The sequence below is a fragment of the Psychrobacter urativorans genome (assembly GCF_904846695.1).
In the GTDB taxonomy this organism is placed as follows: domain Bacteria; phylum Pseudomonadota; class Gammaproteobacteria; order Pseudomonadales; family Moraxellaceae; genus Psychrobacter; species Psychrobacter urativorans.
In genome coordinates this window covers 355,642-378,792 of sequence record NZ_CAJHBR010000001.1, presented here as the reverse complement: position 1 = coordinate 378,792, position 23,151 = coordinate 355,642, and the positions used below count along the sequence as shown (strand labels likewise).

Annotated in this window: 18 protein-coding genes; 3 read left to right on the top strand and 15 right to left on the bottom strand. The window is 42.4% G+C overall.

Annotated features, from left to right (window positions below; translation table 11 throughout):
* Positions 1-365: 365 nt before the first annotated feature.
* The 3 genes from JMY09_RS01550 to JMY09_RS01540 form a co-directional block, all read right to left on the bottom strand.
* Complete coding sequence (locus JMY09_RS01550) at positions 366-4,244, bottom strand: AAA family ATPase (RefSeq protein WP_201621815.1); 3,879 nt, start codon at positions 4,242-4,244, stop codon at positions 366-368.
* A gap of 227 nt (positions 4,245-4,471) precedes the next feature.
* A complete protein-coding gene (locus tag JMY09_RS01545) occupies positions 4,472-4,720 on the bottom strand; it encodes a hypothetical protein (protein ID WP_201621814.1) in 249 nt (82 codons plus the stop codon).
* Between the two features lie 80 nt (positions 4,721-4,800).
* Positions 4,801-5,604 carry a sulfite exporter TauE/SafE family protein gene (locus JMY09_RS01540; protein ID WP_201621955.1) on the bottom strand — a complete coding sequence of 268 codons (804 nt, stop codon included), beginning with the start codon at positions 5,602-5,604 and terminating at the stop codon, positions 4,801-4,803.
* Between the two features lie 195 nt (positions 5,605-5,799).
* Here JMY09_RS01540 and JMY09_RS01535 point away from each other — a divergent pair, with 195 nt between their 5' ends.
* The gene (locus JMY09_RS01535) at positions 5,800-6,804 is read left to right on the top strand and encodes a biotin--[acetyl-CoA-carboxylase] ligase (protein WP_201621813.1); all 1,005 of its coding nucleotides are present in this window, start codon (positions 5,800-5,802) and stop codon (positions 6,802-6,804) included.
* A 176-nt stretch (positions 6,805-6,980) separates the two neighbouring features.
* Positions 6,981-7,715 carry a pantothenate kinase gene (locus JMY09_RS01530; RefSeq protein WP_201621812.1) on the top strand — a complete coding sequence of 245 codons (735 nt, stop codon included), beginning with the start codon at positions 6,981-6,983 and terminating at the stop codon, positions 7,713-7,715.
* 175 nt (positions 7,716-7,890) lie between these two features.
* Here the strand turns inward: JMY09_RS01530 and JMY09_RS01525 are convergent, their stop codons facing one another.
* The 5 genes from JMY09_RS01525 to JMY09_RS01505 form a co-directional block, all read right to left on the bottom strand.
* A complete protein-coding gene (locus JMY09_RS01525) occupies positions 7,891-9,102 on the bottom strand; it encodes an FAD-dependent oxidoreductase (RefSeq protein ID WP_201621811.1) in 1,212 nt (403 codons plus the stop codon).
* Positions 9,103-9,317: 215 nt separating this feature from the next.
* A complete protein-coding gene (locus tag JMY09_RS01520) occupies positions 9,318-10,049 on the bottom strand; it encodes an amino acid ABC transporter ATP-binding protein (protein ID WP_201621954.1) in 732 nt (243 codons plus the stop codon).
* Positions 10,050-10,257: 208 nt separating this feature from the next.
* Entirely contained in the window at positions 10,258-10,929 is a 672-nt protein-coding gene (locus JMY09_RS01515; protein WP_201621810.1) for an ABC transporter permease subunit, read from the bottom strand.
* On the bottom strand, positions 10,926-11,672 hold the full coding sequence (locus JMY09_RS01510; protein ID WP_201621809.1) for an amino acid ABC transporter permease: 747 nt from the start codon (positions 11,670-11,672) through the stop codon (positions 10,926-10,928). The genes JMY09_RS01515 and JMY09_RS01510 overlap by 4 nt, the downstream gene beginning before the upstream one ends.
* A gap of 99 nt (positions 11,673-11,771) precedes the next feature.
* Complete coding sequence (locus JMY09_RS01505) at positions 11,772-12,737, bottom strand: glutamate/aspartate ABC transporter substrate-binding protein (RefSeq protein WP_201621808.1); 966 nt, start codon at positions 12,735-12,737, stop codon at positions 11,772-11,774.
* A 378-nt stretch (positions 12,738-13,115) separates the two neighbouring features.
* Between JMY09_RS01505 and hslO the strand changes: the two genes are divergently transcribed.
* On the top strand, positions 13,116-14,063 hold the full coding sequence (gene hslO, locus JMY09_RS01500) for an Hsp33 family molecular chaperone HslO (protein WP_201621807.1): 948 nt from the start codon (positions 13,116-13,118) through the stop codon (positions 14,061-14,063).
* A 155-nt stretch (positions 14,064-14,218) separates the two neighbouring features.
* On the opposite strand, the gene JMY09_RS01495 is transcribed toward hslO, so the two are convergent.
* The 7 genes from JMY09_RS01495 to JMY09_RS01465 all read right to left on the bottom strand — a co-directional run bounded on the left by JMY09_RS01495 (position 14,219) and on the right by JMY09_RS01465 (position 22,896).
* Positions 14,219-15,472, bottom strand: coding sequence for a hypothetical protein (locus JMY09_RS01495; RefSeq protein ID WP_201621806.1), 1,254 nt, complete (start codon positions 15,470-15,472; stop codon positions 14,219-14,221).
* 183 nt (positions 15,473-15,655) lie between these two features.
* Positions 15,656-17,134: an alpha/beta fold hydrolase gene (locus JMY09_RS01490; RefSeq protein WP_201621805.1), complete on the bottom strand. Its 1,479-nt coding sequence runs from the start codon at positions 17,132-17,134 to the stop codon at positions 15,656-15,658.
* Between the two features lie 242 nt (positions 17,135-17,376).
* A complete protein-coding gene (locus JMY09_RS01485) occupies positions 17,377-18,039 on the bottom strand; it encodes a fumarylacetoacetate hydrolase family protein (protein WP_201621804.1) in 663 nt (220 codons plus the stop codon).
* Between the two features lie 155 nt (positions 18,040-18,194).
* Positions 18,195-19,223 (bottom strand): DUF3616 domain-containing protein, encoded by a 1,029-nt coding sequence (locus JMY09_RS01480; protein ID WP_201621803.1) that lies wholly within the window; start codon positions 19,221-19,223, stop codon positions 18,195-18,197.
* Between the two features lie 169 nt (positions 19,224-19,392).
* Positions 19,393-21,258, bottom strand: a complete 1,866-nt coding sequence (locus JMY09_RS01475; protein ID WP_201621802.1) for a DUF3616 domain-containing protein — start codon at positions 21,256-21,258, stop codon at positions 19,393-19,395.
* Between the two features lie 165 nt (positions 21,259-21,423).
* Positions 21,424-22,149, bottom strand: a complete 726-nt coding sequence (locus tag JMY09_RS01470) for an ABC transporter permease (protein ID WP_201621801.1) — start codon at positions 22,147-22,149, stop codon at positions 21,424-21,426.
* 12 nt (positions 22,150-22,161) lie between these two features.
* The gene (locus tag JMY09_RS01465; protein WP_201621800.1) at positions 22,162-22,896 is read right to left on the bottom strand and encodes an ABC transporter permease; all 735 of its coding nucleotides are present in this window, start codon (positions 22,894-22,896) and stop codon (positions 22,162-22,164) included.
* Positions 22,897-23,151: the final 255 nt, after the last annotated feature.

The window sequence follows — 23,151 nt, the reverse complement described above, 5'->3', positions numbered from 1 at the left end:
ATAACAATAACAAATGAAAATAAACTGCAAAGTATAAATTGGAATAGTTTAGCATGGCTATCCCATGCCGTCACCACTTTGTACAGCCCTTAGCTTGCGCTGCTTGCTGACTCTAGGTAGTAGAGTTTACTACTTGCTAGGCAATAGACTTATTTTTGCTAATTTAAAAGCGGTTAATACTACCCTACTTACTAACTCAGCTCCTAACTCAGTTACTAATTTACTAATTTACTAACTAGCATTTAGTTACTAATAGCTGGTAACCCTTATAATGAGAGCATTATCCGGTAGCTTGAGTTGCAAAATCAAACACCAAAACCTAACTATTAATGTTTTTTTAGTGATAAATATTGAGCTAAGCCTGTCTAAAGATCCACATAGTGCTCAGCTTCATCCAATGAAACGCTTACTAGTGTCGAGATTCCAGCGCTCGGCATAGTGACCCCTTTAAGCTCATCAGCGATTTGCATAGTCAGCTTGTTATGGCTAATAAATATAAACTGTAGGTCATCGGCAAGCTCATGAATTAGACTAGTGAATCGACCTACATTAGCATCATCAAGCGGAGCATCGACTTCATCAAGCACACAAAACGGTGCTGGATGCTGCTTAAATATAGCAAAAATCAAACTCAGAGCCGTTAAGGTCTTTTCGCCACCGGATAATACCGCCAAGCGACTGTTGCGCTTGCCTTTAGGCTGCGCCATTAAAGTCAGCCCCGCTCGCCATTGTTCCGACTTAGCCGTATCCGCTGGCATATCTTCCAAATTCAGCGTCAAACTGGCTTGACCACCGCCGAATACTTTGGCAAATAGCTTAGCCAATTCACTATTAACATTATCGAGAGTCTGCATAAACAGGGTCTTAGTAGTCTCATCAATAGAGGCAATCGCCTCCGTCAAAGTCTGCATGCTAGCGGCAATATCTTCGGTCTGCTGGTTCAAGGGTGCTAAGCGCTCATTAACTTGTGCCAATTCAGCAATAGCTGCTAAATTAACAGGGCCAATCCTACTCAATTGCTGGGTAAGCTTAGTGGACTCAGCTTGTAATTCAGTAATTTTATCTGGGCGCACTCGGCGCTCGTGGGTAATAAAGTCAGTCAATAAACTGGAGACACTGACAGTCGATGGCGAATTATGTGGATTGTTTTTATTAATAATTTGATAGTAATTATCTAAAGCATCCTGAGTCTGCTCAATACTATCTTGCAAATGGGCCTCGCTAAGCGCCAGTTCAGTTGCTTGGCTAGCTAATTTGCTTTGCTGAGTCTGCAATTGAGTTTGCGACTTATCTAATTCGATTTGCTGTTGGCTATAGTCTTGTTTCAGTGCCGTTAATGCCGTCTCACGTTCTGCCAATAATGCTTGCTGCTCATCACGGGTCGTTTGCGCCGCTTGCAGTTTTGCTTGTAAGTTAGGTAGTTGCTGGTTATGAGTTTGCAAGCGCTTTTGCAAGGTCAGCTCGCTTTGTACGGCTTGCTCATATACGGCATTGACGCGCGCTAAACTATCAGTACTATGCTCAAGACGCATCTCACCTTTTTGTACGGTCAGCTGCAATGACTGCCAAGCGTTGTCGTCCAATTGGCGATTACGGTTTAACTCGTTACGCTCATTCTGTAAGTGCTGACTATTAGCTCGGGCTGCCTCTAATTTAGGTCTTAGTGCCACCAAGCTATGCTCAATTTGCTGCTTTTCGCTATCTAATACCTTTTGCTCTTGAGCTAATTCTTGCTGCTCGGCTAACAGTAATGCTTGGTCAGCTTGTAAGCGCTGCTCCTCCGCCTGTTGGCGCTCATTGGCAGCTTGCTGGGTAGTCAACTGTTGCTGTTGGCGATAGTTATCTTGCGTTAAGCGCTGAGCCTGTGCCTGGGTTTCTTCTAAACTGACCGTCAAAGCATCGTAATTAGCTTGGGTACGCTTGATCGTCTGCTGCTGGGTTAGAATTTGACTATCGGATTCATCGAGTAGCGTCTCTAATTGCTGTAAGCGTTGACGCTGCTGCAAACGTTGACTCAAAAACTGGCTGTTACTGTGCTCATTGTTTTGGTCACTGCCATTAGAGTCTTGTGCTGCTGTAACCTTAGTGAGGTTGACACTACCTAACCTACTAATTATCCAACCGTCAGTAGTTAATACTAGTGCTGTTGGCGGTAATGCTTTAGTAATAGTCGCCAGCTCTGCACTCGCTTTATCGCTGTTAACATTGTCATCAGCGAGATACAGATAACACTGCTGCCATAGCGCCAAAGCTGGCTGCGCTATCAACTGAGCTAAAGGCAAAATCTTGGCGCTGAGATCGGTTGCTAGCTCATCAAATACGCTTTGCTGCTTATTCGTTTGCTTAGGGGTTTGCTTAGTAGGCAGCCACAAGCTATGACTTAGCTGCTGGCGGCTATTGTGCTGCTGATAGCTAAGTAGTTCTGCCAAATAAGGCTCAAGCGTTTGTCCTAAATTGGCTTTGGATGCTGTACTGTCATTAGGCGCTGTTAGGTGCGACTGATCTGCTTGAGCGGTCACTAGCACATGGCTATCTAGCCACATCGCCAACAAGCTATCGAGTCGCTGTGCGTATTGCTGACCTTGAGCAGTTAACTCAATTTGCTCACGTAAAGTAGCTATGGCTAGCTTCGAGGGCTGGTGCAGTGCACTTGCTGCTTTATCTTTTGCATCACTACTTTGGATAAGCGAATTTTGCTGATTTTTGACTGGTTTAGGATGCAATATTTGATGTAGGGTATCGTACTCGCCAGCCAATGATGCTTGAGATTTTTCTTGCTTGATTAGTTCAGCCTGCTGTGCCGCTAACTGCTGCTGCAAGGTTCGAGCTTGTGGTTGTAGCTCCGACAGTCGCTCTGCCACGCTATCTTGTTGCCGCGCGTTCTGTTGCAGCTGCTCTTTAAGCGTGGTTATTGATAGCATTGTCCCTTTATCAGTATCAGGCTGCTGTAACTGCTGCCACAATAGCTGCCAATTTTGCTGACGGCGGCTGCATTTATCTTGGCTTAGCTGCAGGCGCTGCTGAGACTGAGCATTCAATGCTTGCTGTTGCTCAAGCTTGCGCTCACTCTCTTGTAGCCGTGACTGTTGATCTTGCGCCTCATACAAAGCACATTTTAAGGGCTGCTCATCACGATTATAGCGCTCACGTTTAGCCGTCAGCTTACTCAGCTGCGGACGTAGCTCTGCTAACGCTTCTTGCTGCTGATCTCGTTGGCTCTGTAACGTTTCACTCTCAGCGATTGCTTGCTGGCGCTGGCTATCTAAACTAAGTAGCTGCTGCTCTATTTGCTGGAGTTGTGCTTGAGCGTTATTAATCTGCTGCTCGGCTTGCTGATAGCTCAACTGCTGCTGATAATGGGCGCTTTGTGCCTCATCTTTGAGCCATTGTTCTTGATTAATACGAGTGCTAAGCTTATCTTGCTTGGCTTTGATACGCTCATAATCAGCTTGGAGTGTCGCTACGCTAGCAGCACTATTTTCATGAGTTAGCTTATGCTGCTGCTGGGTTTGTTTGGCTTGGTATAACTGTTGGATGGCCAGTTGCTGCTTTATGTCAGCTAGGGCTATGGCAAGCTCTTCATAACGCTGCGCACTAGTTGCTTGTTTTGCTAGCGATTTTTGTTGGCGTACTAATTCGCTTTGCATATCATACAGACGGGCTAGATTGTCTTGGGTCATCGAAAGCTTTTTTTGAGTTTCTGCACGTCGTACTTGGTAGCGTGAGACTCCTGCTGCCTCTTCGATGAATTCACGCAATTGTAGTGGGCTGGACTCCACAATTCGGCCAATCATACCTTGTTCGATCACTGCATAACTACGAGCGCCAAGACCAGTGCCCAAAAACACATCGACCACATCACGGCGACGGCAACGAGTACCGTTTATAAAGTAATCTGAACGACCTTCTAAGTTCACTTGCCGGCGTACAGACAGCTCATGATACAAGTTAAACTCATGGCGAATCCCAGTATGCTCGTCTTGAGTATGCTCAAAGGTAAGCTCGACACTAGCCATGCTTTTGGCAGCTTTGTCTTGTGTACCGGCAAAGATAACATCGCTCATCGCGCCGCCACGTAGCTGCTTAGCGGAGGTCTCGCCTAATACCCAGCGAATAGCGTCAATGACGTTCGATTTGCCACAGCCGTTTGGCCCGACAATGGCAGTGATGCCGCGCGGGAAAGTAAAAGTAGTGGCGTTAGCAAAGGATTTAAACCCTGCTAGTTTTAGAGATTTTAAACGCATGAAGAGTCAGTAAACTTAGCAAAAACAGGCGGCTATTCTACCTTAAATTCTCGGGAGGTTTTAGGGTTTTAGGGCGTTAAGTATAATCTGATATAGGCAGATTAATCTTTTGTGCGCAGACTTCACTTTCTACAAACTAATCCCTTGGCTCAACAGAACATCAAGCAATATAAAACCTGGCGCCATAAAAGCTGTAATAAAATTTTTACTTTGTAACAGGGTCTTTATTAACTCTTTACTCGCTTAGCCCACCATTTCAATATGAGTACCAGCATGGCAACAGTATAAAGCAGCCAAACACCCCCTTTTAATAAGTCGATAACTATAAACGGGGATTTTGATATTTCGCTTAAATCAGTTGCCGATATATTTTTTGCATAGCTTTGGGCGACAAGGCCTAAGAAGAAATAGAGAGCAGCTGCAATAAAAGTCGTCAAAATTAATGCTATAACAAATCTTTTGTCATTTCTATGCATACTTTTTATCCTTGTAAGAATTACTTAAGAGCACGTTGCTACTCAGATTTCAGCTTATAACATGCTCACAGTATGCCATTCTAAATCATCCCAAGACCACTCAACAATAACTGACCACCTGCAAACACTAACAACACACCAAAAGCACGTTTTAGCATTAACGCTGGTAGTTTATAAGCCAGTTTTGCGCCTACTTTGGCCATAATAAAACTGATAACCGAAATACATAAGAAGCCGCTGATATGCACGAAGCCGATAGTACCCTCTGGTAAGTTTTCTACGTTCTGACCGAACCAAGCAAAGCCTAATGCTCCCGCAATTGCGATCGGCAAACCGCAAGCAGCAGCTGTCCCTACGGACTGCTTCATAGTCAGCCCTGCCCAGTTTAAGAATGGCACCGTCAAACTACCACCACCAATACCGAAAATAGAGGACGCTAAGCCAATACCTGTACCAGCACCGAATTGCACCCCAGTCGAAGGTAAAGGTTTGCCCAATTGTTCTTTATTAGAGAAGAACAGCATTTTTATAGCTACTAATAAGGCACCGCCACCAATGATAGCTTTTAAGGCTTGCCCATCAATCGACTCTGCCACTGCTGCTCCTATTAAGCTACCAATTACCAAACCTAGCCCCATCTTGCGCCAAATATCCCAGCGCACGCCGCCACGTTTATTATGGGCGGTCATAGAGCTAATTGAGGTAATAACAATAGTCGCTAGTGAAGTACCAATCGCCAAATGAGTAACGACTTCAGCAGGAAAATGGTAAGCCGTAAAAATCCATACTAAAGCTGGCACAATAATCATGCCGCCACCCACCCCGAACAATCCAGCACAAACTCCTGCGAATGCACCTGCAATGACAAACCATACGTATAACATCATCAAATTGACCTTTTATCGAGCTTATTTTTATATCATAATAGTTAGCATGTCAGTGGCACTATGACTATTAGCATCAACACTAGCAATCATCAGTTAGGATTTCTCATCACTTACCTTATTTGTAAGCTGAGGAATTAACGGATAACACGCCTAAGTATAACAAAGATTTTAATAACCACATCGACTAAACTTATGTCATTAACCAATAGTCCTAATAGCCTATTAAGCTTCAATCATCGCCATGTTATCAGTAGTGTTTCAACCAATAGCGAACTAATAGACGCCATCAAGAACACTAGTCTCGCTGCCGATGAGCTGCACTTACTCACTGCTGAAACCCAGAGTGCTGGGCGTGGACAACGTGGCCGCTCTTGGCAGTCGCCACTAGGTAATGTTTATCTTTCGCTGTATCATCCAGTGACTATGCCGGTCAGTGGCTTGTTGTCCTTGATCATCGGTGTTGAGTTAGCAAAAATGCCTGTTATCGATGAGTTAAATAAGCAACTAAATGCCCAAGGCCTGAACCCTATCGGGGTAAAATGGGCTAATGATTTAGGCTTTTATAACACCTCGCCTTTGTCAGATAAACCAGCAGAGGGAAATATAGGCTATCAAATAAACCAGCAAACAGATCTCAATGCCAATAATAGCTCTCATACAAGTGAAAATACTGACCAGCAGATTATCTATTTTAATAAGCTTGCAGGTATTTTAATCGAACCAGTATGGTGCGCAAGCAAACTAGTTGGAGTAGTCATGGGTGTTGGTCTGAATGTACAAGCCACACCAACGCTGACTGCTCAAACTTGTGAAGGTATGAGCTATCAGGCCTTAAGCTTGCAAGATATTTATCAGCAGCTGGAGCCAATAGGGGCAGCTCCTCTACCTAAGTTATCGAGCCTTTATCAGCAAATAACTAATGCTTTAATAGCATCGATCAGCTGTTTTCACTCAGTGATGATTGAAAAATCATCGGTAGAAGTTACTGCTGCCAATGATTTTATGCAGCAATTTAATACGCTGGATGCCTTAGCAGGGCTACGTTTACAAGTCACTCAAAAACATAATGGCCAATCTCAGATCATAACCGGCACTGCTTGTGGCATTGATGCTCAAGGGTGTTTGCAATTGCGTCAAGATAACGGTAAGCTTGCCGCGCTTTTTACTGGTCGTATTGACGTTATTGGCAAGTATTAAACGCTATATGACCATCAGATTTAATTTGCTAAAAGTGTCGAAAGTGGCATGATTATTGATACAAACACAAAGTTAATCTAGCCCTGCAAGCGCTTAGTAGTTGCTTGTTCACCGATGCTTATAAATTGCTTTACTGCAGTTGCTCATAAATTGATTTAGCGTATAAAAGGATACTTATGCTCTGGCTTGACCTAGGCAATACCCGACTTAAATATTGGCTGACCGATGATATCGGACAAATCGTCTCACATGATGCCAAGCAGCACTTGCAAGCACCAGCCGAATTGCTTATGGGTCTGACCGACCGTTTTGCGCATTACGCTCCTGACTTTATCGGCATCTCATCGGTACTAGGTGACGAGTTAAATGGCAAAGTATCAGAAACCTTGGGTCGATTAAACATCCCCTTTGCCTTTGTCAATGTTGATGCTGCGCATCCGCTAATGCACAGTGTTTATAATCCTCATCAACTGGGTTGCGACCGTTGGTTGCAGATGCTGGGGGCAGTAGATAAAAAGAAACGCCAATGTGTGATAGGGTGCGGTACCGCAGTAACTATAGATTTGATTGACCATGCCGAGCACTTAGGCGGCTATATCTTCCCTAGTATCTACTTGCAACGTGAGTCACTGTTTTCAGGGACTAAGCAGATCACTATCTCTAACGGTACTTTTGATCGCATTGCTCAAGGTGTCAATACCCAAGATGCCGTACATCGCGGTATTCTACTATCTATCGTTGGTGCTATTAATGAAATCAGTCGTCGTCATCCGAACTTTGAGCTCATTATGACTGGCGGTGACGCTCGCATGATCGCCCAACACCTCAGCCGTTCGGTACGTATGCGTGATGATTTATTATTAAACGGTTTGGCACGATATTTTGACAACAGTAATCAACTAAGCAACTAAGCAACTAAGCAACTAAGCAACTAAGCAACTAAGCAACTAAGCAACTAAGCAACTAAGCAACTAAGCAACTAAGCAACTAAAAAAGCCAACCCTACCGTTTATAAAATTTTATAACCGATAGGATTGGCTTTTAAAATAGAATTGGCTTATAGCTTTATAGTTAGCCTATTAACCCCTATGCCTTAGCAGGAGCAGGCGCTTTGATAGTCGCCACTGCGCTGACTTCATTATTATCATTAAGCAGTTCCATCACTAGCTCATCATCGGTTTCAGTTGTTATCTGCCAATTGCCATCGCTACGAGGTATACCTGTCACCATCACTGAAATGGCTTTATTTTTTAGGCGGATCATCGGTGGTTTATGATCATAACCATCATGACTGATCCCCAAGATATCATCAGCGATAGTGGTCGCTTGCGCGCGCAGCGGAGCGACATAACGACAAGGCACTCCATCGATAGACATACAGTCACCAATCGCATAAATATTAGCCTGATTAGTACGCAAGGTTGGCGCATCAACCACAATACCAGTACGTGGGTTGAATTCGATACCAGCAGCAGCAGGTAAAGTATCGTCTACCACTAGACCAGTACTAGCGATCACATGATCGACGATAAGCGTAGACGATTGCGGTGATTCAATATCACCCTCTGAGGCTAACGGCTTATAGCTAATTTCAAGCTGCTGATCGTGGCGAGTCACACTCTTCACTAGATAACCCCCTAGGAATTGAATACCTTGCGATTCGACGGCTTTAGCAATACGTGCTGTCGCTTTTGCCGGTAGCATCTGGGCTAATGGCGCATCATTCAAGTCAATCAAAGTTATCTTATGACCCGCTTTTAGTAAGTCCTCAGCGATTTCAGTACCAACCATACCCGCACCAACGATTGCGACATGCTGACTGCCAGTTGCTAGCTTTTGTTGCAGCTGCCCAAAGCGCTCAATATGATTGACGTGCCATACCAAATCTTGCGGTAAGCTTTTTGGGAAAATAGGATGCGCACCCATGGCTAACACTAACTTGTCATAGCTGATAGTGGCATAAGCTGTATTGGCTGGATCTGAGCGATTAGTAGATACTAGCTGTAACTGTTGGCTCACTGCGTCAATGTCGCTGACATCAGTATTGGCCATCAAAGTAACCTCTGCCGCTATTGCTGCCTCAGCTCCTGTTGCTCGTACTAAGTCGGCTGCACTCTTTTTCTGACTAATAGCCATAGTCAGCATAGGCTTATGATAGCGATCGCCCTTATCACTAGTGATAAGGGTAATAGGAATCTGTTTATCCTTACTACGAATTGCATCGATCACATGCCAGCCAGCTAGACCAGCACCAATAATGACAATACCTGCCGGTTTATTAGAATTTTCTACGCTCATATTAGCTCCGAATAAATTATATATTGTACGTTACGAGTGTTAGCTTTGAATGTGATTTCTGCATGTGAGTTCTGAATATAGGTTATAAAAGATGCTAGCTATTGTAGCAGTAAACGCTGAGCCTACGAAAAAAACCAGCGTCCATAAAAAAGCGCCTTGATTAAAGACGCTTGTTATAAATAATGAGCGGGCTATTAGGCTTAGTCGTTACTTAATTAATGGTTGAGGATTTTAGATAAGAACATTTGCGCACGCTCACTTTTTGCGCCTTCAAAGAACTCATCTTTACTACAATTCTCAACGATGTGCCCTTCATCCATAAAGATAATACGGTTAGCGACTTGGCTAGCGAAGCCCATTTCATGAGTAACACACATCATCGTCATGCCCTCACGAGTCAACTCCACCATCACATCGAGGACTTCTTGAATCATCTCCGGATCTAGCGCTGAGGTTGGCTCATCGAATAACATAGCGATAGGATCCATCGCTAAAGCTCGAGCAATCGCTACTCGTTGCTGCTGGCCACCCGATAGCTCCGCTGGGTATTTTGCCGCTTGCACTGTCAAGCCTACTCGATCTAAATAAGCCATGGCTTTCTTTTTGGCTTCCGCTTCTTTACGGCCTAATACTTTGACTTGTGCTACAGTTAGATTGTCGATAATGGTTAGATGCGGAAACAGTTCAAAATGTTGGAACACCATGCCCACTCGACTACGAAGCTTAGGCAGGTTAGTTTTAGAGGCGCCGACTGAGATATCGTTGACTATAATCTGGCCTTTTTGAAAAGGCTCCAAGCCATTGACTGTCTTAATAAGCGTTGATTTACCACTGCCTGATGGGCCACAGACTACTACTACATCGCCTTTATGAACGTGAGCAGTGCAGTCCGTTAGCACTTGGAAATCACCATACCACTTGCTAACACTGTCCATCTCAATGACCATCTCGCTACTAGCATGACCATTATCAGTGACTAGCCCGCCAAATTCATTTATGAAGGTCTTAGCATCATTCATTACTGTCTCCCAACTTATACATTCATAGATAATGGTCTTGAGCTTAATAAGCGCTCATTAACATTGTTATTTAGGCTTAAAAACTTACAGTCCATTACTAAAACTTATCTTTGAAGCCTATATTTGAAATCTATTCCTAAAACCTCAAACGTTTTTGTACTTGCTGGACGCCAATAGAAGCTCCCAAACTGATAATGAAGTAGATGGCGCCTGCTCCCAGAATATAAGGGGTTAATAAGCCCATTAACTCGCCACGTACATAAGCTGCTCGGAAGAAGTCGGTTAGCCCAATAGCAAATACTAAAGTGGTATCTTGGAATAGAATAATACATTGCTGCAAAATCAATGGCAGCATCTTACGAAAGGCTTGTGGCAGAATGACTAAGCGCATAGTCTGACCGTAAGTCATACCTAAGGCTTTGGCCGCATTAACTTGCCCACTACCAATAGACTGAATACCGGCACGTACTACTTCAGAGAAGTAAGCGGCCTCAAACATCATAAAGGCGACAACACAAGAAGCGAAGGCGGCATCTAGTTGCAGATACTTACCCGCTATCCAAAAATAAATCATCGGTACGGCAAAATAAAACCATAATAGAACTAGGAGTAAGGGTACCGACCGAAAGTAGTTAACGTATAACTTAGCAGGAATCTCCAGCGCTTTAATACCCGACAAACGCATTAGAGCTAATAAGGTCCCTAAACTGATACCGCCAATAATGGCCATAAACAGCACTTTCATGGTGGTAATCATACCGCCCATTAAACCGGGATAAGCTGTGGCAAGTTCGGTCATCATACTCATTTTTGACCTCCTGCAATAAGCCCAGGTACGCGCAGTTTGCGCTCAATTAAGCCCATGATAGCAATTAGCGATAAGTTAAATACTAAGTAGATAATAGTAGCGTAAGTATAGATCTCGAGGCTGTTTTGGGTATATTCACTGATGGTTTTGGTTTGGCTAATCAGCTCCATTACCCCCACTAGTGAGGCCACTGAAGCATTCTTAAAGCAGTTAGTGAGCTCAGAGCTTAGCGGTGGAAGGATGACGCGAAAAGCTTGCGGTAGTAACACTTCTTTATAAGCTTGCGGAATAGTAAAGCCTAAGGCGTAAGCGGCATTTATTTGGCCTTCAGGTAGCGACTCAATACCAGTACGTACTTGTTCAACGATACGTGCAGCGGTAAATAGACCTAAACCAATACTCGCTGAGAGCATGGCTGAGGTATTCGGTGACAAGTCTCTAAACCACCACTCTTGCAGTGAGGGGGTTAGCCAACCTGGGGCAACATAAAACCAAAAGAATAACTGCACAAGCAAAGGTATATTACGGAAAAAGGTCACATATGCAGTACCGATGCTACGCGCCGTCTTATTAGGTAAAGTGCGCATAATACCGAAGATAGTACCGATGACCATAGCAATGGCCCAAGCAATACTACCGATCAGCAATAGCCAACCCACACCAGTAATCATCCAATGTAAGTACAGCTCATTACCGATACCGGTATGTTCAAACAACACACCCCAGTTCCAGCTATAATTCATGGTGATCTCTCCGAGCAGCGAACAATGGATACTCAAGCTAGGCTTAGCTTGTGGCTAAACCGAACTTGAGTACTGGCTATAGTGAGGGAGAAATACTCGTTATTGTGCCACAGCTGCTTTTGGCTGATCACTGTCATGCGGATTAGCGATAAGGGCCTTTAAGTTATCTGACATCTCAAACTTAAGGTTAACGTTCTTTGGTGGAATTGGGTTTAAGAACCATTTGTCATAGATGCTAGTGATTTCGCCTGAGCTAAAGGTTTTATTTAGCGCGTCATTCACTACTGTTTTGAATTCAGGATCGCCTTTACGCATCATACAACCATAAATCTCAAATGATTGCGGCGTACCAACAATTACCCACTCATCAGGGTTTTTAGCTTTGGCTTTTTCGCCAGCTAGTAGGACATCATCCATCATAAAGGCATCAGCACGACCATTCTCTAACATCAAGAAGCCTTCGCCATGATCTTTAGCTGAGATAATATCAGCACCTAGTTTTTTCTCATCATTATACTGACGGATATAACGCTCTGAAGTAGTACCAGCAGTAGTAACTAGTCTCTTACCTTTTAAGTCTGCAAAATCTTTGATACCTGAATCAACTTTAGTCAATAGACGAGTACCAATCTCAAAGAAGCCATTCGAGAAAGCAACTTGCTCTTGACGCTCGACGTTATTAGTCGTTGAACCACACTCAAAATCAACAGTACCGTTTTGCACTAAAGGAATACGGGTTTGTGAAGTAATCAGGTTATAGCGAACTTTCAAATCTGGCATATTGAGGTTTTCTTTAACGGCCTCAACGATTTTCATTTCTAAATCGTGGGCGTAACCCATCGGCTGCTTAGGGTCATCGGCAATATACGAAAAGGGAATAGAAGAATCGCGATAACCAACGACGATAGTGCCTGACTCTTTGATTTTCTGAAGAGTACCATTAGTATTTGCTGCAGCGTCAACAGGTTTGTCTTCAGTAGCGGTTTGGCTACTGTTGTTACAGCCAGCCAACCCTAGAGCCATAAAAACAGCAACCGTTAAAGGTTTTGCAATTGAATAAGTCATGAGATACATCCTTTTATCACATTATTAAAGTTAAAACTCATTAAAAACAAAAAAATCATCCATTAAAAAAATCCAGCTCAGCAATTACCTCTCTGCTGTTACTGTTAATTATCATAATGCAACTTTATGTTACTGTACAACAATTTTGCATGGGTTAGTAATATTTTTTGAGCCTTTGCTATATTCATCATCAGACTCTTACTAAGGTTTTATTTTTAACTAGCCTATAAACGCTAGCCCCTATTTTTTACTAGTGCTCTTATATTAGATTTTAACGTTAATGAAGGTTATTTTTTAGATGATCAAAGGGTAGTTATCGTTGATAAATCAGCAATAATCCCCATAAAGACCACAACTTCTCAATACAATAAATGACTTATGACTCAAGATATGCAAACTTCGACAACCGATGCTATTGGCACTGATAACGATGTGCGTCAACGCTTTTTTATCCAAGACTCACCAGTGCGTGGCGATGTAGTACGTTTATCACGTAGTTATGCCAATACTATCGCACAAAAGCCCTACCCTGAAGCCATCAAGCGCTTATTAGGCGAGATGCTCACGGCAGCTAGCCTATTGATAAGCACAGTCAAAATTGACGGGCGCTTATCCATTCAATTACAATCTTCAGACAGCGACAGCTTGCTCAATTGGGCGATGGCAGAATGTGATCAAAACGGTGTTATCCGTGGTCTTGCCAGCTGGAAAGCAGATAGTGATGAACAACGGCACGCTTGGGATATTATGACTACTGCTAACCAAGCTTTTGCAGAGCTTGGCGCGGCTGGCGAAGGGGTATTATTTATTAATATTCAGCCTGAAAAAGGGGAATCATACCAAGGTATTGTCGAGCGTAGTCATGATAATTTAGCCGACTGCCTAGCCCATTACCAAAAACAATCAGCGCAGATTCCAACTTTGATTAACTTGGCTTCTGATGGCTTGCAAGCAGGTGGTATCTTAGTACAGCTGTTGCCACGTCGTGATGATGATGAACAAGAAAAAGTCGATACCGATTTATGGCCACGTTTATCAGTACTAACTCGTACTATTAAGCCTGCCGAGTTAACCTCATTACCGGCTACTGAACTGCTCTATCGCTTGTATAATGAAGAAGAGGTAGTATTACCAGAAGCCAAAGCGCTAACGTTTGGCTGTACTTGTTCTAGAGAAAAATGTGAAACAGCTATATTGCAAATCGGTCAAGATGAAATGCTCGATATCTGTGATGAACAAGGCGGACAATTTGAGATGGACTGTGGCTTTTGTGGCGAGATTTATCGGTTCGATAAAGATGACGTAGCTAGTATTTTTGTTGAATAGGATGAGTTAATCGCTCTCAAAATTTTTTATTAGCTAATAAAAAACCCTCAAGTTTGCTGCTTGAGGGTTTTTTCGTTGAGAACTTATAGAAACTGCTAGTTTACAAGCTGGCTTAAGATTTTAGCTATGAGGAATGTTTAAACAGTTTAGTATTCCTAAGAACAGCCCTCTGCTGCCTTTAACTCCTCATCATAACCTACTCTTATATCCTGCACTCTACCTTGATCAATTTCGTACAGCGTACCTATTTTGCTGCCATCATCATTCCAATAGATAATGACAGGTTGACCAGTATAACTATTTGGATACACCTCAGGACTCTGATTGGCATGTTTGGCATATACCTTCTGCTCTGCATCGCCCACTTTTATTCCTGTATAGGATTTAAAGCCTGAGTCACCAACATAAATAGCCGCTACCTTATTATCGATAATATATAAATCTAACAAGCTCTCAGGATGATTTTTGGCTTTGGCAAAGAAGCAATAATCTACTTCGGGGTTTCTACTATCAGCGATTTCTACAAATAATTGCTCATCATAAGGCTGATTGATAAAAATATTAGTAACACCATCTTTAGTTAACTTAAAGCCAGAGGGAAAAAGATCAGCTTTGGTTGCTGCAACTTTTCGGGGGTTGTCTGTCAAATCCTCGACTAACAACCACCCCAATTTAGTATTATTTTTATAGCTTACGTATAGCCAGTTATCCTCAACTCGTAGCGGCTTAATGGTGTCACCTTTTATAAAATAAGCAGCCGTCTTAGCAGATTTTGACTTATTCTCATAGATAAAGGCTCGCTCGTTTATGACCGTATATTCTGTAGCCACAACCTCACTATTCTTAGTCAAAACTCTATCTTTTGGCAGCGCCACTGTCATCTCTTTAGGATAGTCTAATAACTGCCAAACTAAACTATTATTGTCGAATTTTAAGCTAGCAGTTACTTTGATATTATCAAAAGAGCTATTAAAACTGATTAAGTATTTATCATCCTGCTGTCTATTACCAACAAAATCATTATCACAATCTATTTTTCTACCATAGCTACTAACGTAGCAGTAGCTGCCAGCAATATGCGTAGTGCTTAACTGCCTTATATCCAGAGAAAGCACTGACAAAGGCTTGTTATCTTGGTCGAATTGCTCAGCAGACCAAGATCCTAGCCGACTAGTATTTATACTGGCAGCTTGCTTAGGGTTATTAATAGCTTGCTTAGGATCATTGATAGCTTGCTTAGAATCACTAATAGCTTGGTTATCGTTAATAGCTTGTTGATCATCAGCACTGCGACCCTGCTGGGCTTGACAGCCAATCTGTACTAACAATAGCACCGCCATCATCATGGCTCTACTAGTTACTTTGTTAATGCTGATTTTATTAACGGTTGCTCTATTAATAATTATCATAATTACCTCTGCCTAGTAGGTAAATCCTTTATCAACTAATAAGTGGCTTGCTAACTTATCTTCTGCTAAGCACCGCACTTTTTAAAAATAATCTAGACGTTAAAGACTACTCTAGTTAAATTAATACCTTATCTAAATCACTACTCTAGCTAAATCACTACTCTAGCTAAACCACTACTCTGTCTAAACCACCACATCTAAATCATTAGGATAAGAGTAGATACGAGTTCTTAGCGCCTGATACATCTGATTGAGATCGCTTTGACCATTATCTAATAGCCAAATAGCGACTTGCTCATGGACGCGTTGATTGTAGATCAAATTATAATGGCTCACTCCATAGAAGATAGCTTTGTGAACTTCTGGCACGATCAAGGTATGTTCACCAGCATCCTCACCTAAGGCCGATTCTACGGTTACTAAGCCATCACCTAATAGGCTTGCAGCTTTAGAATCGTAGTGGCCCTCGACTAAAGTACCTGCTACAAAATAGCTGCGCACGTGTAAAGGCAGGCGTGCAGGATGACGAAACTCTTGCGGCAACACACTGCGACCGGGTAACGAATTCCAGTCGGCATCACGAACGCTACCATAGCGTAAATCCAGGATACCAGCACTGCGTAAATCGCCCAGCTTAGCTAAGGATCCAGCAAAAGGTAGCTTACCGATCATGTCCTGCACAAAAACCCCAATGCGCTCTAAGCTTGCGCCATGATGCGGTGAGCCCAAAGTGACTAGATTACCCACTCGCTGTACCCAGTGATTACCTTGTTCTTTACCATAAAACAGCGCACTACGAGCAACCAATCCGCCCATACTATGCCCGATCAAATCAATTTGTGAGATATCAGGATTATCATCGACCAAATTCTGTAGCATGTTAGAGAAACTGCGCCCATTACTAGAGATACGACGTCCAGTATTATAGTTAAGGTATAAGATAGTAGCGTTGGGCTGACTGGCTATGAGCGCTTCACCTAGACTATTATTATGAGCAACGTTCCAACTTAAGTGACTCATACACAGTCCATGACAGAGAATAATCACTCGACCTGACAGGGTTTCGCGCTGCAGATAATTCTTACTATCATACAGATCCATAGGAATAGCGAGAGGGTTTTTGTGAGTGACTAAATGATCCCCCATTACTCCGTTTAGGATATTAACTAGCCGTCTCAGACTTCTAGGAAGCCGTTGGATGTTTTTTTGCTTAGTCATGTTGTTGTATAGCCATAACCCAGTAGTCAAGTTATTACCAACCACTGAGGTAATATAGCGTACGGTACCGTAAATACGGCCAGTGATACCACGCTGCCACTTGCTCAAGTTACCTTCATTAAAGCGACCAATAGGTCGTAAGATAACTTCCCGATGAATCGCTTCTACAATATCAGTGATTTCAACTACACCCATAGTAGCCAACTGAGCCAATCCCTCGAACACATCACTCAAAGAAGTAGGTCCCTGATGGCCTAGCGGGTCTCTATCCTCTGTCGTTGGACGATCGACATGAATGTAGTCAAGATCGGCTAACTGCTCATACACATCGCTCGGGGGATATTTGTCAGTATTTAAATTAGTAGCGGTGTCGACATCAGGTTTTGCACTGATATCAGAGCTGGAGAGATCATAAAAGGTCACGAATGACTCTGGACTGGGCATAGTTCTATGTATTCTATGATAAAGATGGGATCATCTTAGCCTTTAAATTTACTAAACAAAAGAAGATGATTTGACTCTTAAGTAATTTTGTCATTAATAGGCTAATCAATTGATAATTTTTGCCACTGGCTCAGCCTATTTAGCTTAGCGATAAACTATAAGTCATATAACAAAAAACCCTAGGCAAAAACCTAGGATTCGATACAACGAATTTTATGCGGATAATTGCCTATGAAGAGAATTTATTGTACTTGCGCTTGCCACTGATGCCCAGCTAAAATCAGCTTTAGCTCATCACCAGCCTGCAATATACCAACACCACTTGGTGTACCCGTCATGATGACATCACCGGCTTGCAGACTAAAAGCGTGGCTAATGTCCGCCAGCAATTCATATACTGAAAATAGCATCAAAGCGCTATCACCGTCTTGCTTGAGCTCATCATTGATATACAGCTGATAATGTACTGCAGTTAAGTCGCCAAACGCTCGCGCATCAATCCAGTCTGCGAGTACACAAGACCCGTCGAAGCATTTAGCACGCTCCCACGGCTGGCCTTTATCCTTTAATTCACTTTGCAAATCACGCAAGGTCAAATCCAGCCCTAAAGTCACATTACCAACCGCTTGCTGCGCTTGCTCAACCGTCGCAGCACACAAGTCAGCCGTTAACTGAATACATAATTCTGCCTCGTAATGAGTTTCGCCGTAACGGCTAGTATCAGGCCGGACAATTTTATTAGCAGTAGCGGTATTACTAATAGTCACGATAGCAGAGGCCGGCTTCATAAATAATAGCGGTGTACTAGGCACTTCATTACCCAATTCACGTGCATGAGCCACATAATTACGACCAACACAGACAACTTTGCCAATGGCTAAAGGCTTTAACGATGCAGAATTCATAACAGGAGCTCACTATAGAATTAAGGGTTAACGGTTACTTTTTCGATAACTATTTTACAGCTACTTTTTAGATAACTATTTTACAGTTATTTTTTGGATAACTATTTCATAGTTATTTTCTTACTGCTGCATAACGGTTAGCAATCAATAACCAGCTATTTAAACTTAGCTTCATCTATAAATCGATATTTTGCTGGTTTATTTTTCTTCTCATCACCTTCATCGGCGGTAAATAGTAGTTTAGCTACCCCATTCACTTTGACAGAGTCGATCCCTTCGATGTTCTTCATATCCGACAGCTCAGGTAAATCTATGGCGATAGGCGCCTCTTTAGGATTGCCGCTCCAAGTCCATATCTTAGAGTAGTCTTTGCCTTTTTCATTTTGTACTTCGTTAGCGATGACATACTTATTTAGAGCCGTACTAAAATGTAATGAGCGAATACCGCCACCATCTAAGTCAAGAAAGATAGGCTTAGCAAATATTGGTGCAGCTTGGTCATCAAATACCGCATTTGGATTAGCAATCGACACTACAATAGCTAACTTCCCTGCCAGTGGCGCACGCAAGCCAAGCATCAGATCATCAGCCTTATGATTATAAGTTAAGCCTTCAATATTCAATTCATTAAAGTCAGGCTCTTTGTTAGTTTCGGCTTTTATTGCTGCTGCTAGCTCCTTAGATTTAGTCAAATCATCACGTAAGGTAGTAATACTGGCAATGTCAGCAACATCGTCACCTTTAATTCGAAAACGCAGTAACTGCTCGCGATTCGGATCACGGTCGCCATTTTTTCGCAATGAATGCGATGTAGTTGCATAAACAAAGCCTTCATGGTCAGCCGTTAAGCCCTCTAAATCATCAAGCTTACGCTCAAACCCTTCAGTCAATCTAAGGTTGGCAGCTTTGTTCTCAACTAAGCCCCCATTAGATGATATAGTCAAAATATTCATCGCTCGATGTTCTTCATCTTCGACCAATAGCACTCTGCCATCATTAAGCTGGAACACTGCTGAGGGCTCGTAAATATCATTAAAAATCCCCATGCTATCTTTGCTCAAACTCGGCGTCGCCTCGGCAGTAGGATAAAACAACAGTAAGGAGCCAGCTGCAGTGGCCGCCAATGCTGTAGTTAATAGACCTAAACGAAGATTCGAGGAAATACGACTTGGTAATATGTTCATAATACTTTCTCATGAGAGGGTTAACTGTGCAACAGTATAGGTAATAATAAAATAGTGAATTAAATAATAAAATAAATAGTATCGCTGATGATTAGCTACTAAGCTCACCTTGTTAAAGCCACAGCTATAATTAGGTTAACTAATAGCCGTAGCTCAGACTAAACAACATTTATTGGGTAAATTTCTTATAATCTAACATCATATATCTGGCGTGAATGCCCTTTTTAGCATCGCCTTCATCAGCCATGAATAACATTTTGATAGTACCGTTAGCAGTGATTGAATCAACCGCTTCAATATTTTGAAGCGCTGCTAACTCAGGGGTAGCCACTTTAACAGGCTTGTCTTCACGGTTACCGGTCCATGTCCAAATTTGCGCTTCTTTATTACCTGCTGGATCATTGATTTCATTGGCGATAACGAATACTGCTAATACTGGATCGAAATATAGAGAACGAATACCACCGCCATTCAGATCTAAGAAAATAGGCTGATCAAATACTGGAGCCACTTTATCGGTAAACATCTGATTTGAGTTAGTAATAGGTATAATGACAGATAGCTTGCCAGCCATAGGCGCCCGCAAGCCTAGCATTAGAGAGTTTTTGCTATCGTCATAAGCTAAGCCTTCGATATCTAGCTTATCAAAATTAGCCTTAGTATTCAGTCGTGCCTTAAAGGCAGCCTCCAGCACTGGCGACTTCATTAAGCTATCACGTAAATTACTGATGTTAGAGATATCACCGGCGATGTTACCGTTAACCCGAAAGCGTATTAGCTGTTCGCGATTAGGATCACGTTTACCATTCGTGTCAGACGAATGCGAGGTAGCCGCATAAATAAAACCTTTGTCATCAGCGGCTAGGCATTCTAAATCATTGAGCTTACGACCGAAGCTACGCGTCAACTGTAGACTAGCTACTGCATTTTCACTCAAGCTACCATCAGGCGCTATAGTCATAAGATTCATTGCGCGCTGCTCTTCATCCTCAATTACTAACACTCGACCATCGGGCAACTGTTGCACCGCTGATGGCTCAAAGACCCCAGTCAAAGTACCCATGCCTGTTTGATCTAGCTGTGGGGGAACGTCAGCACCTACTCCTGGATAAAAGAATAGCATTGCTTTTAGTAGGATAGAAGCCAATACGGAAGCCAGCATACCCCAACGGAATAAGCTATAAGAGATGTTGAGCATTTTAAAGTTGTGCGCCGCTATTTGACCGAGCCAGTAGAGCTGATCACTCATTGCATGATAAGTCTCATCACGATCACGCATCAGTATCTGCATGCGCTCCCAGTACTCTTCACGCGACAATTGCATACGGTCTTTATTAATCAGTGGATTGATATCGCCGTTCAACGAAGTTCGATTGGCTAGTGCCAAGTATTGCTTTAAATCACGAAAATGTGCTTCACGCTTAATAAAGGCTTTTAACCAATTAGAAAAACCTTTGAAGAATTGTGATTTTTCAGGTGAGGCGGCGAGTATAGCGAAGAATATTGAAGCGGCAGCAGTAAACATAAACATCCCAGCTGGGATCAAAAATGCTGCTGAGGACACAAAGATAAAGGCGCCTGAAATCATCAAAGCTGAGATTATAATACCATTGAGCGAGATCATAATATTGGCTTTGGTGGCCGCTAAGGCGATCAAATCCAGCTCAGTACGTAAGGCGTTGCGAAACATAGTTTCGACAGCTTTTGAAGTGCCCAGTAAGGGTTTAGCATCCGTTTCTAAGGCTTTATCAAAGTTAATAGCTACTGGGGTTACTAATTCAGGTTTATCTTTTTTCTTTTTTTTCTTCTTTTTAATAAGATCTTTACTTAGCAACTCCTCTAAGCCATTATCAGCATCTTTTGCTAGATGATAGTTTAAGTCACTATCTAACCTCTTATCTAGGCTATTGCCTAAGTCGGCAGTTAAATGTTGGAGAGGATAACCTGCTACTTTTTTGCCTATACCTTTCTCTAACAACTGGTATGAATTTTCGCTCAAATCTTTATCAAATAGTACATTGGAATTTCTATTCAAAATCTACCTACTTTTTCATATAAAAATATTTAAAATAATTACCTGGCCTACTAAATCTTAGGCTCTATTAAGCTAATAAGGCCTTAAGTATTTTTAAGGCCTTATTTTTGATACATCGTATGTTTTTTTACTTATGATTACTATTGTAATAGATATGTCAATAAGTTACGGAATAGTATGAGTGGTCACATCAGGTGGCACATAAGTCATATAGCGATTCATATGCTTCTCGAACAGTCTAAAAATAAACAATATTACCCAAGTTAATAATAAATAGACGATACCTGCGGCAAAGAACATTTCAATTGAAGTGTAAGTTTTCGAAATAACTGTTCGTGTCTCGCCCATGATATCCATCAAAGCAATAGTTGAAGCTAAGGCACTACCTTTGAGCATAAAAATAACTTCGTTGCTATAAGCAGGAATAACGATACCAAAAGCCCGTGGTAAGGTGATACGAGTCAGCTTTTGCCACTTGGACATACCGATAGCGTCAGCTGCTTCAAGCTCGCCAACCGGAATAGCTTGAATAGCCCCACGAATGATTTCTGCCAAATAAGCGCTAGTATTCATAGTAAAAGCGATGATAGCGCACCAGTAGGCTTGACTCAGTACCGGTTCCCATAGAAATGAGCTACGTACGGCTTCAAACTGACCAAGACCGTAGTAGATCAAAAATATTTGTACTAATAGCGGCGTGCCACGAAAAAAGAAGATATAACAAAAAGGGAGTAGTTGTACCATCCAGCTTTTAGACAAGCGCAACAGTGCTAGCACTATACCAAAGATCAAACCAATAATACCGGAGATAACAACCATCTTTGCAGTCAATACTGCACCATCTAACAAAACTGGGATACTCTCAAAAATAACCTGCCAATTCCAATCCATGAGCTTCTCCCCCTACCCTTTGATTGATTGATTGGTTATTGATTGACGACTCAGCTTTTTAGCATAACGAGCAGCAGGATTCGCGCGCCACTCAAGCCACATCATAAAGCCAGTAATCAACATTGTTAAACCCAAGTAAATAATCGCCGCTGCCATATAAAAGGTAAACGGCTGCTGAGTGGACTGTGCGGCACGTGAGGATTGATACATAATATCTTTGAGACCAACTACTGAGACTAAAGCTGTATCTTTGAGTAAGACTAGGAATAAGTTGCCAAGCCCAGGCAACGCAATCTGCCATACTTGCGGTAAAGTAATACGATAGAATATCTGCAAAGGACGCAGACCAATCGCTTGTGCTGCCTCGCTTTGACCCACAGGGATCTCTTGGATCGACATGCGAAAGATTTCGGTCGCATAAGCACCGAAAGCAATAGACAAGGCCATGACTCCAGCCCAAAAAGCACTGATTTCGACATAGTCAGTATAACCGAACTTTTTGAGGACGCTCATCAGTAAGATAGAGCCACCATAATAGATAAATAGTACTAGTAGCAGCTCAGGGATACCACGCATTATCCCTGTATATAGAAGGGCAAGTTTACGCAGTAGCCAAACGTTAGATAACTTAGCAGTAGCACCTAGCAACCCTAATAACATACCGATGACTAGGCTGGCCATAGCAATCTTAATGGTGACGGTTGCGCCGCTTAGTAATAGCGCGCCAAATCCTTGTAAATCAAACACTAGGGCTCACTCATTCTTTTTAGATGGGGACGTACTAAACGCCCTAACAAGTTAATAAAATAATGGTCAAAACAATCAGTGATCGGTTCGCTCATTGCAGATATAGCAATGAGCGCTGATTTTATCATATCCAGCAGCATTGATGTTTAATCACAAAAATAAAAGCCATAATCAGCAAAAAACTTCTCTTTGCATAAAGGTTTTATATTGCTAATAGTACTACGGCTTTATCTTGCTAACGCCCATCTCAAATAG

What these genes read in the sequence shown, in the direction of transcription:
- JMY09_RS01550 (WP_201621815.1), bottom strand. Translation starts at nt 4,244, where the DNA reads ATGCGTTTAAAATCTCTAAAACTAGCAGGGTTTAAATCCTTTGCTAAC.
- JMY09_RS01545 (WP_201621814.1), bottom strand. Translation starts at nt 4,720, where the DNA reads ATGCATAGAAATGACAAAAGATTTGTTATAGCATTAATTTTGACGACT.
- JMY09_RS01540 (WP_201621955.1), bottom strand. Translation starts at nt 5,604, where the DNA reads ATGTTATACGTATGGTTTGTCATTGCAGGTGCATTCGCAGGAGTTTGT.
- JMY09_RS01535 (WP_201621813.1), top strand. Translation starts at nt 5,800, where the DNA reads ATGTCATTAACCAATAGTCCTAATAGCCTATTAAGCTTCAATCATCGC.
- JMY09_RS01530 (WP_201621812.1), top strand. Translation starts at nt 6,981, where the DNA reads ATGCTCTGGCTTGACCTAGGCAATACCCGACTTAAATATTGGCTGACC.
- JMY09_RS01525 (WP_201621811.1), bottom strand. Translation starts at nt 9,102, where the DNA reads ATGAGCGTAGAAAATTCTAATAAACCGGCAGGTATTGTCATTATTGGT.
- JMY09_RS01520 (WP_201621954.1), bottom strand. Translation starts at nt 10,049, where the DNA reads ATGGTCATTGAGATGGACAGTGTTAGCAAGTGGTATGGTGATTTCCAA.
- JMY09_RS01515 (WP_201621810.1), bottom strand. Translation starts at nt 10,929, where the DNA reads ATGAGTATGATGACCGAACTTGCCACAGCTTATCCCGGTTTAATGGGC.
- JMY09_RS01510 (WP_201621809.1), bottom strand. Translation starts at nt 11,672, where the DNA reads ATGAATTATAGCTGGAACTGGGGTGTGTTGTTTGAACATACCGGTATC.
- JMY09_RS01505 (WP_201621808.1), bottom strand. Translation starts at nt 12,737, where the DNA reads ATGACTTATTCAATTGCAAAACCTTTAACGGTTGCTGTTTTTATGGCT.
- hslO (WP_201621807.1), top strand. Translation starts at nt 13,116, where the DNA reads ATGACTCAAGATATGCAAACTTCGACAACCGATGCTATTGGCACTGAT.
- JMY09_RS01495 (WP_201621806.1), bottom strand. Translation starts at nt 15,472, where the DNA reads ATGATAATTATTAATAGAGCAACCGTTAATAAAATCAGCATTAACAAA.
- JMY09_RS01490 (WP_201621805.1), bottom strand. Translation starts at nt 17,134, where the DNA reads ATGCCCAGTCCAGAGTCATTCGTGACCTTTTATGATCTCTCCAGCTCT.
- JMY09_RS01485 (WP_201621804.1), bottom strand. Translation starts at nt 18,039, where the DNA reads ATGAATTCTGCATCGTTAAAGCCTTTAGCCATTGGCAAAGTTGTCTGT.
- JMY09_RS01480 (WP_201621803.1), bottom strand. Translation starts at nt 19,223, where the DNA reads ATGAACATATTACCAAGTCGTATTTCCTCGAATCTTCGTTTAGGTCTA.
- JMY09_RS01470 (WP_201621801.1), bottom strand. Translation starts at nt 22,149, where the DNA reads ATGGATTGGAATTGGCAGGTTATTTTTGAGAGTATCCCAGTTTTGTTA.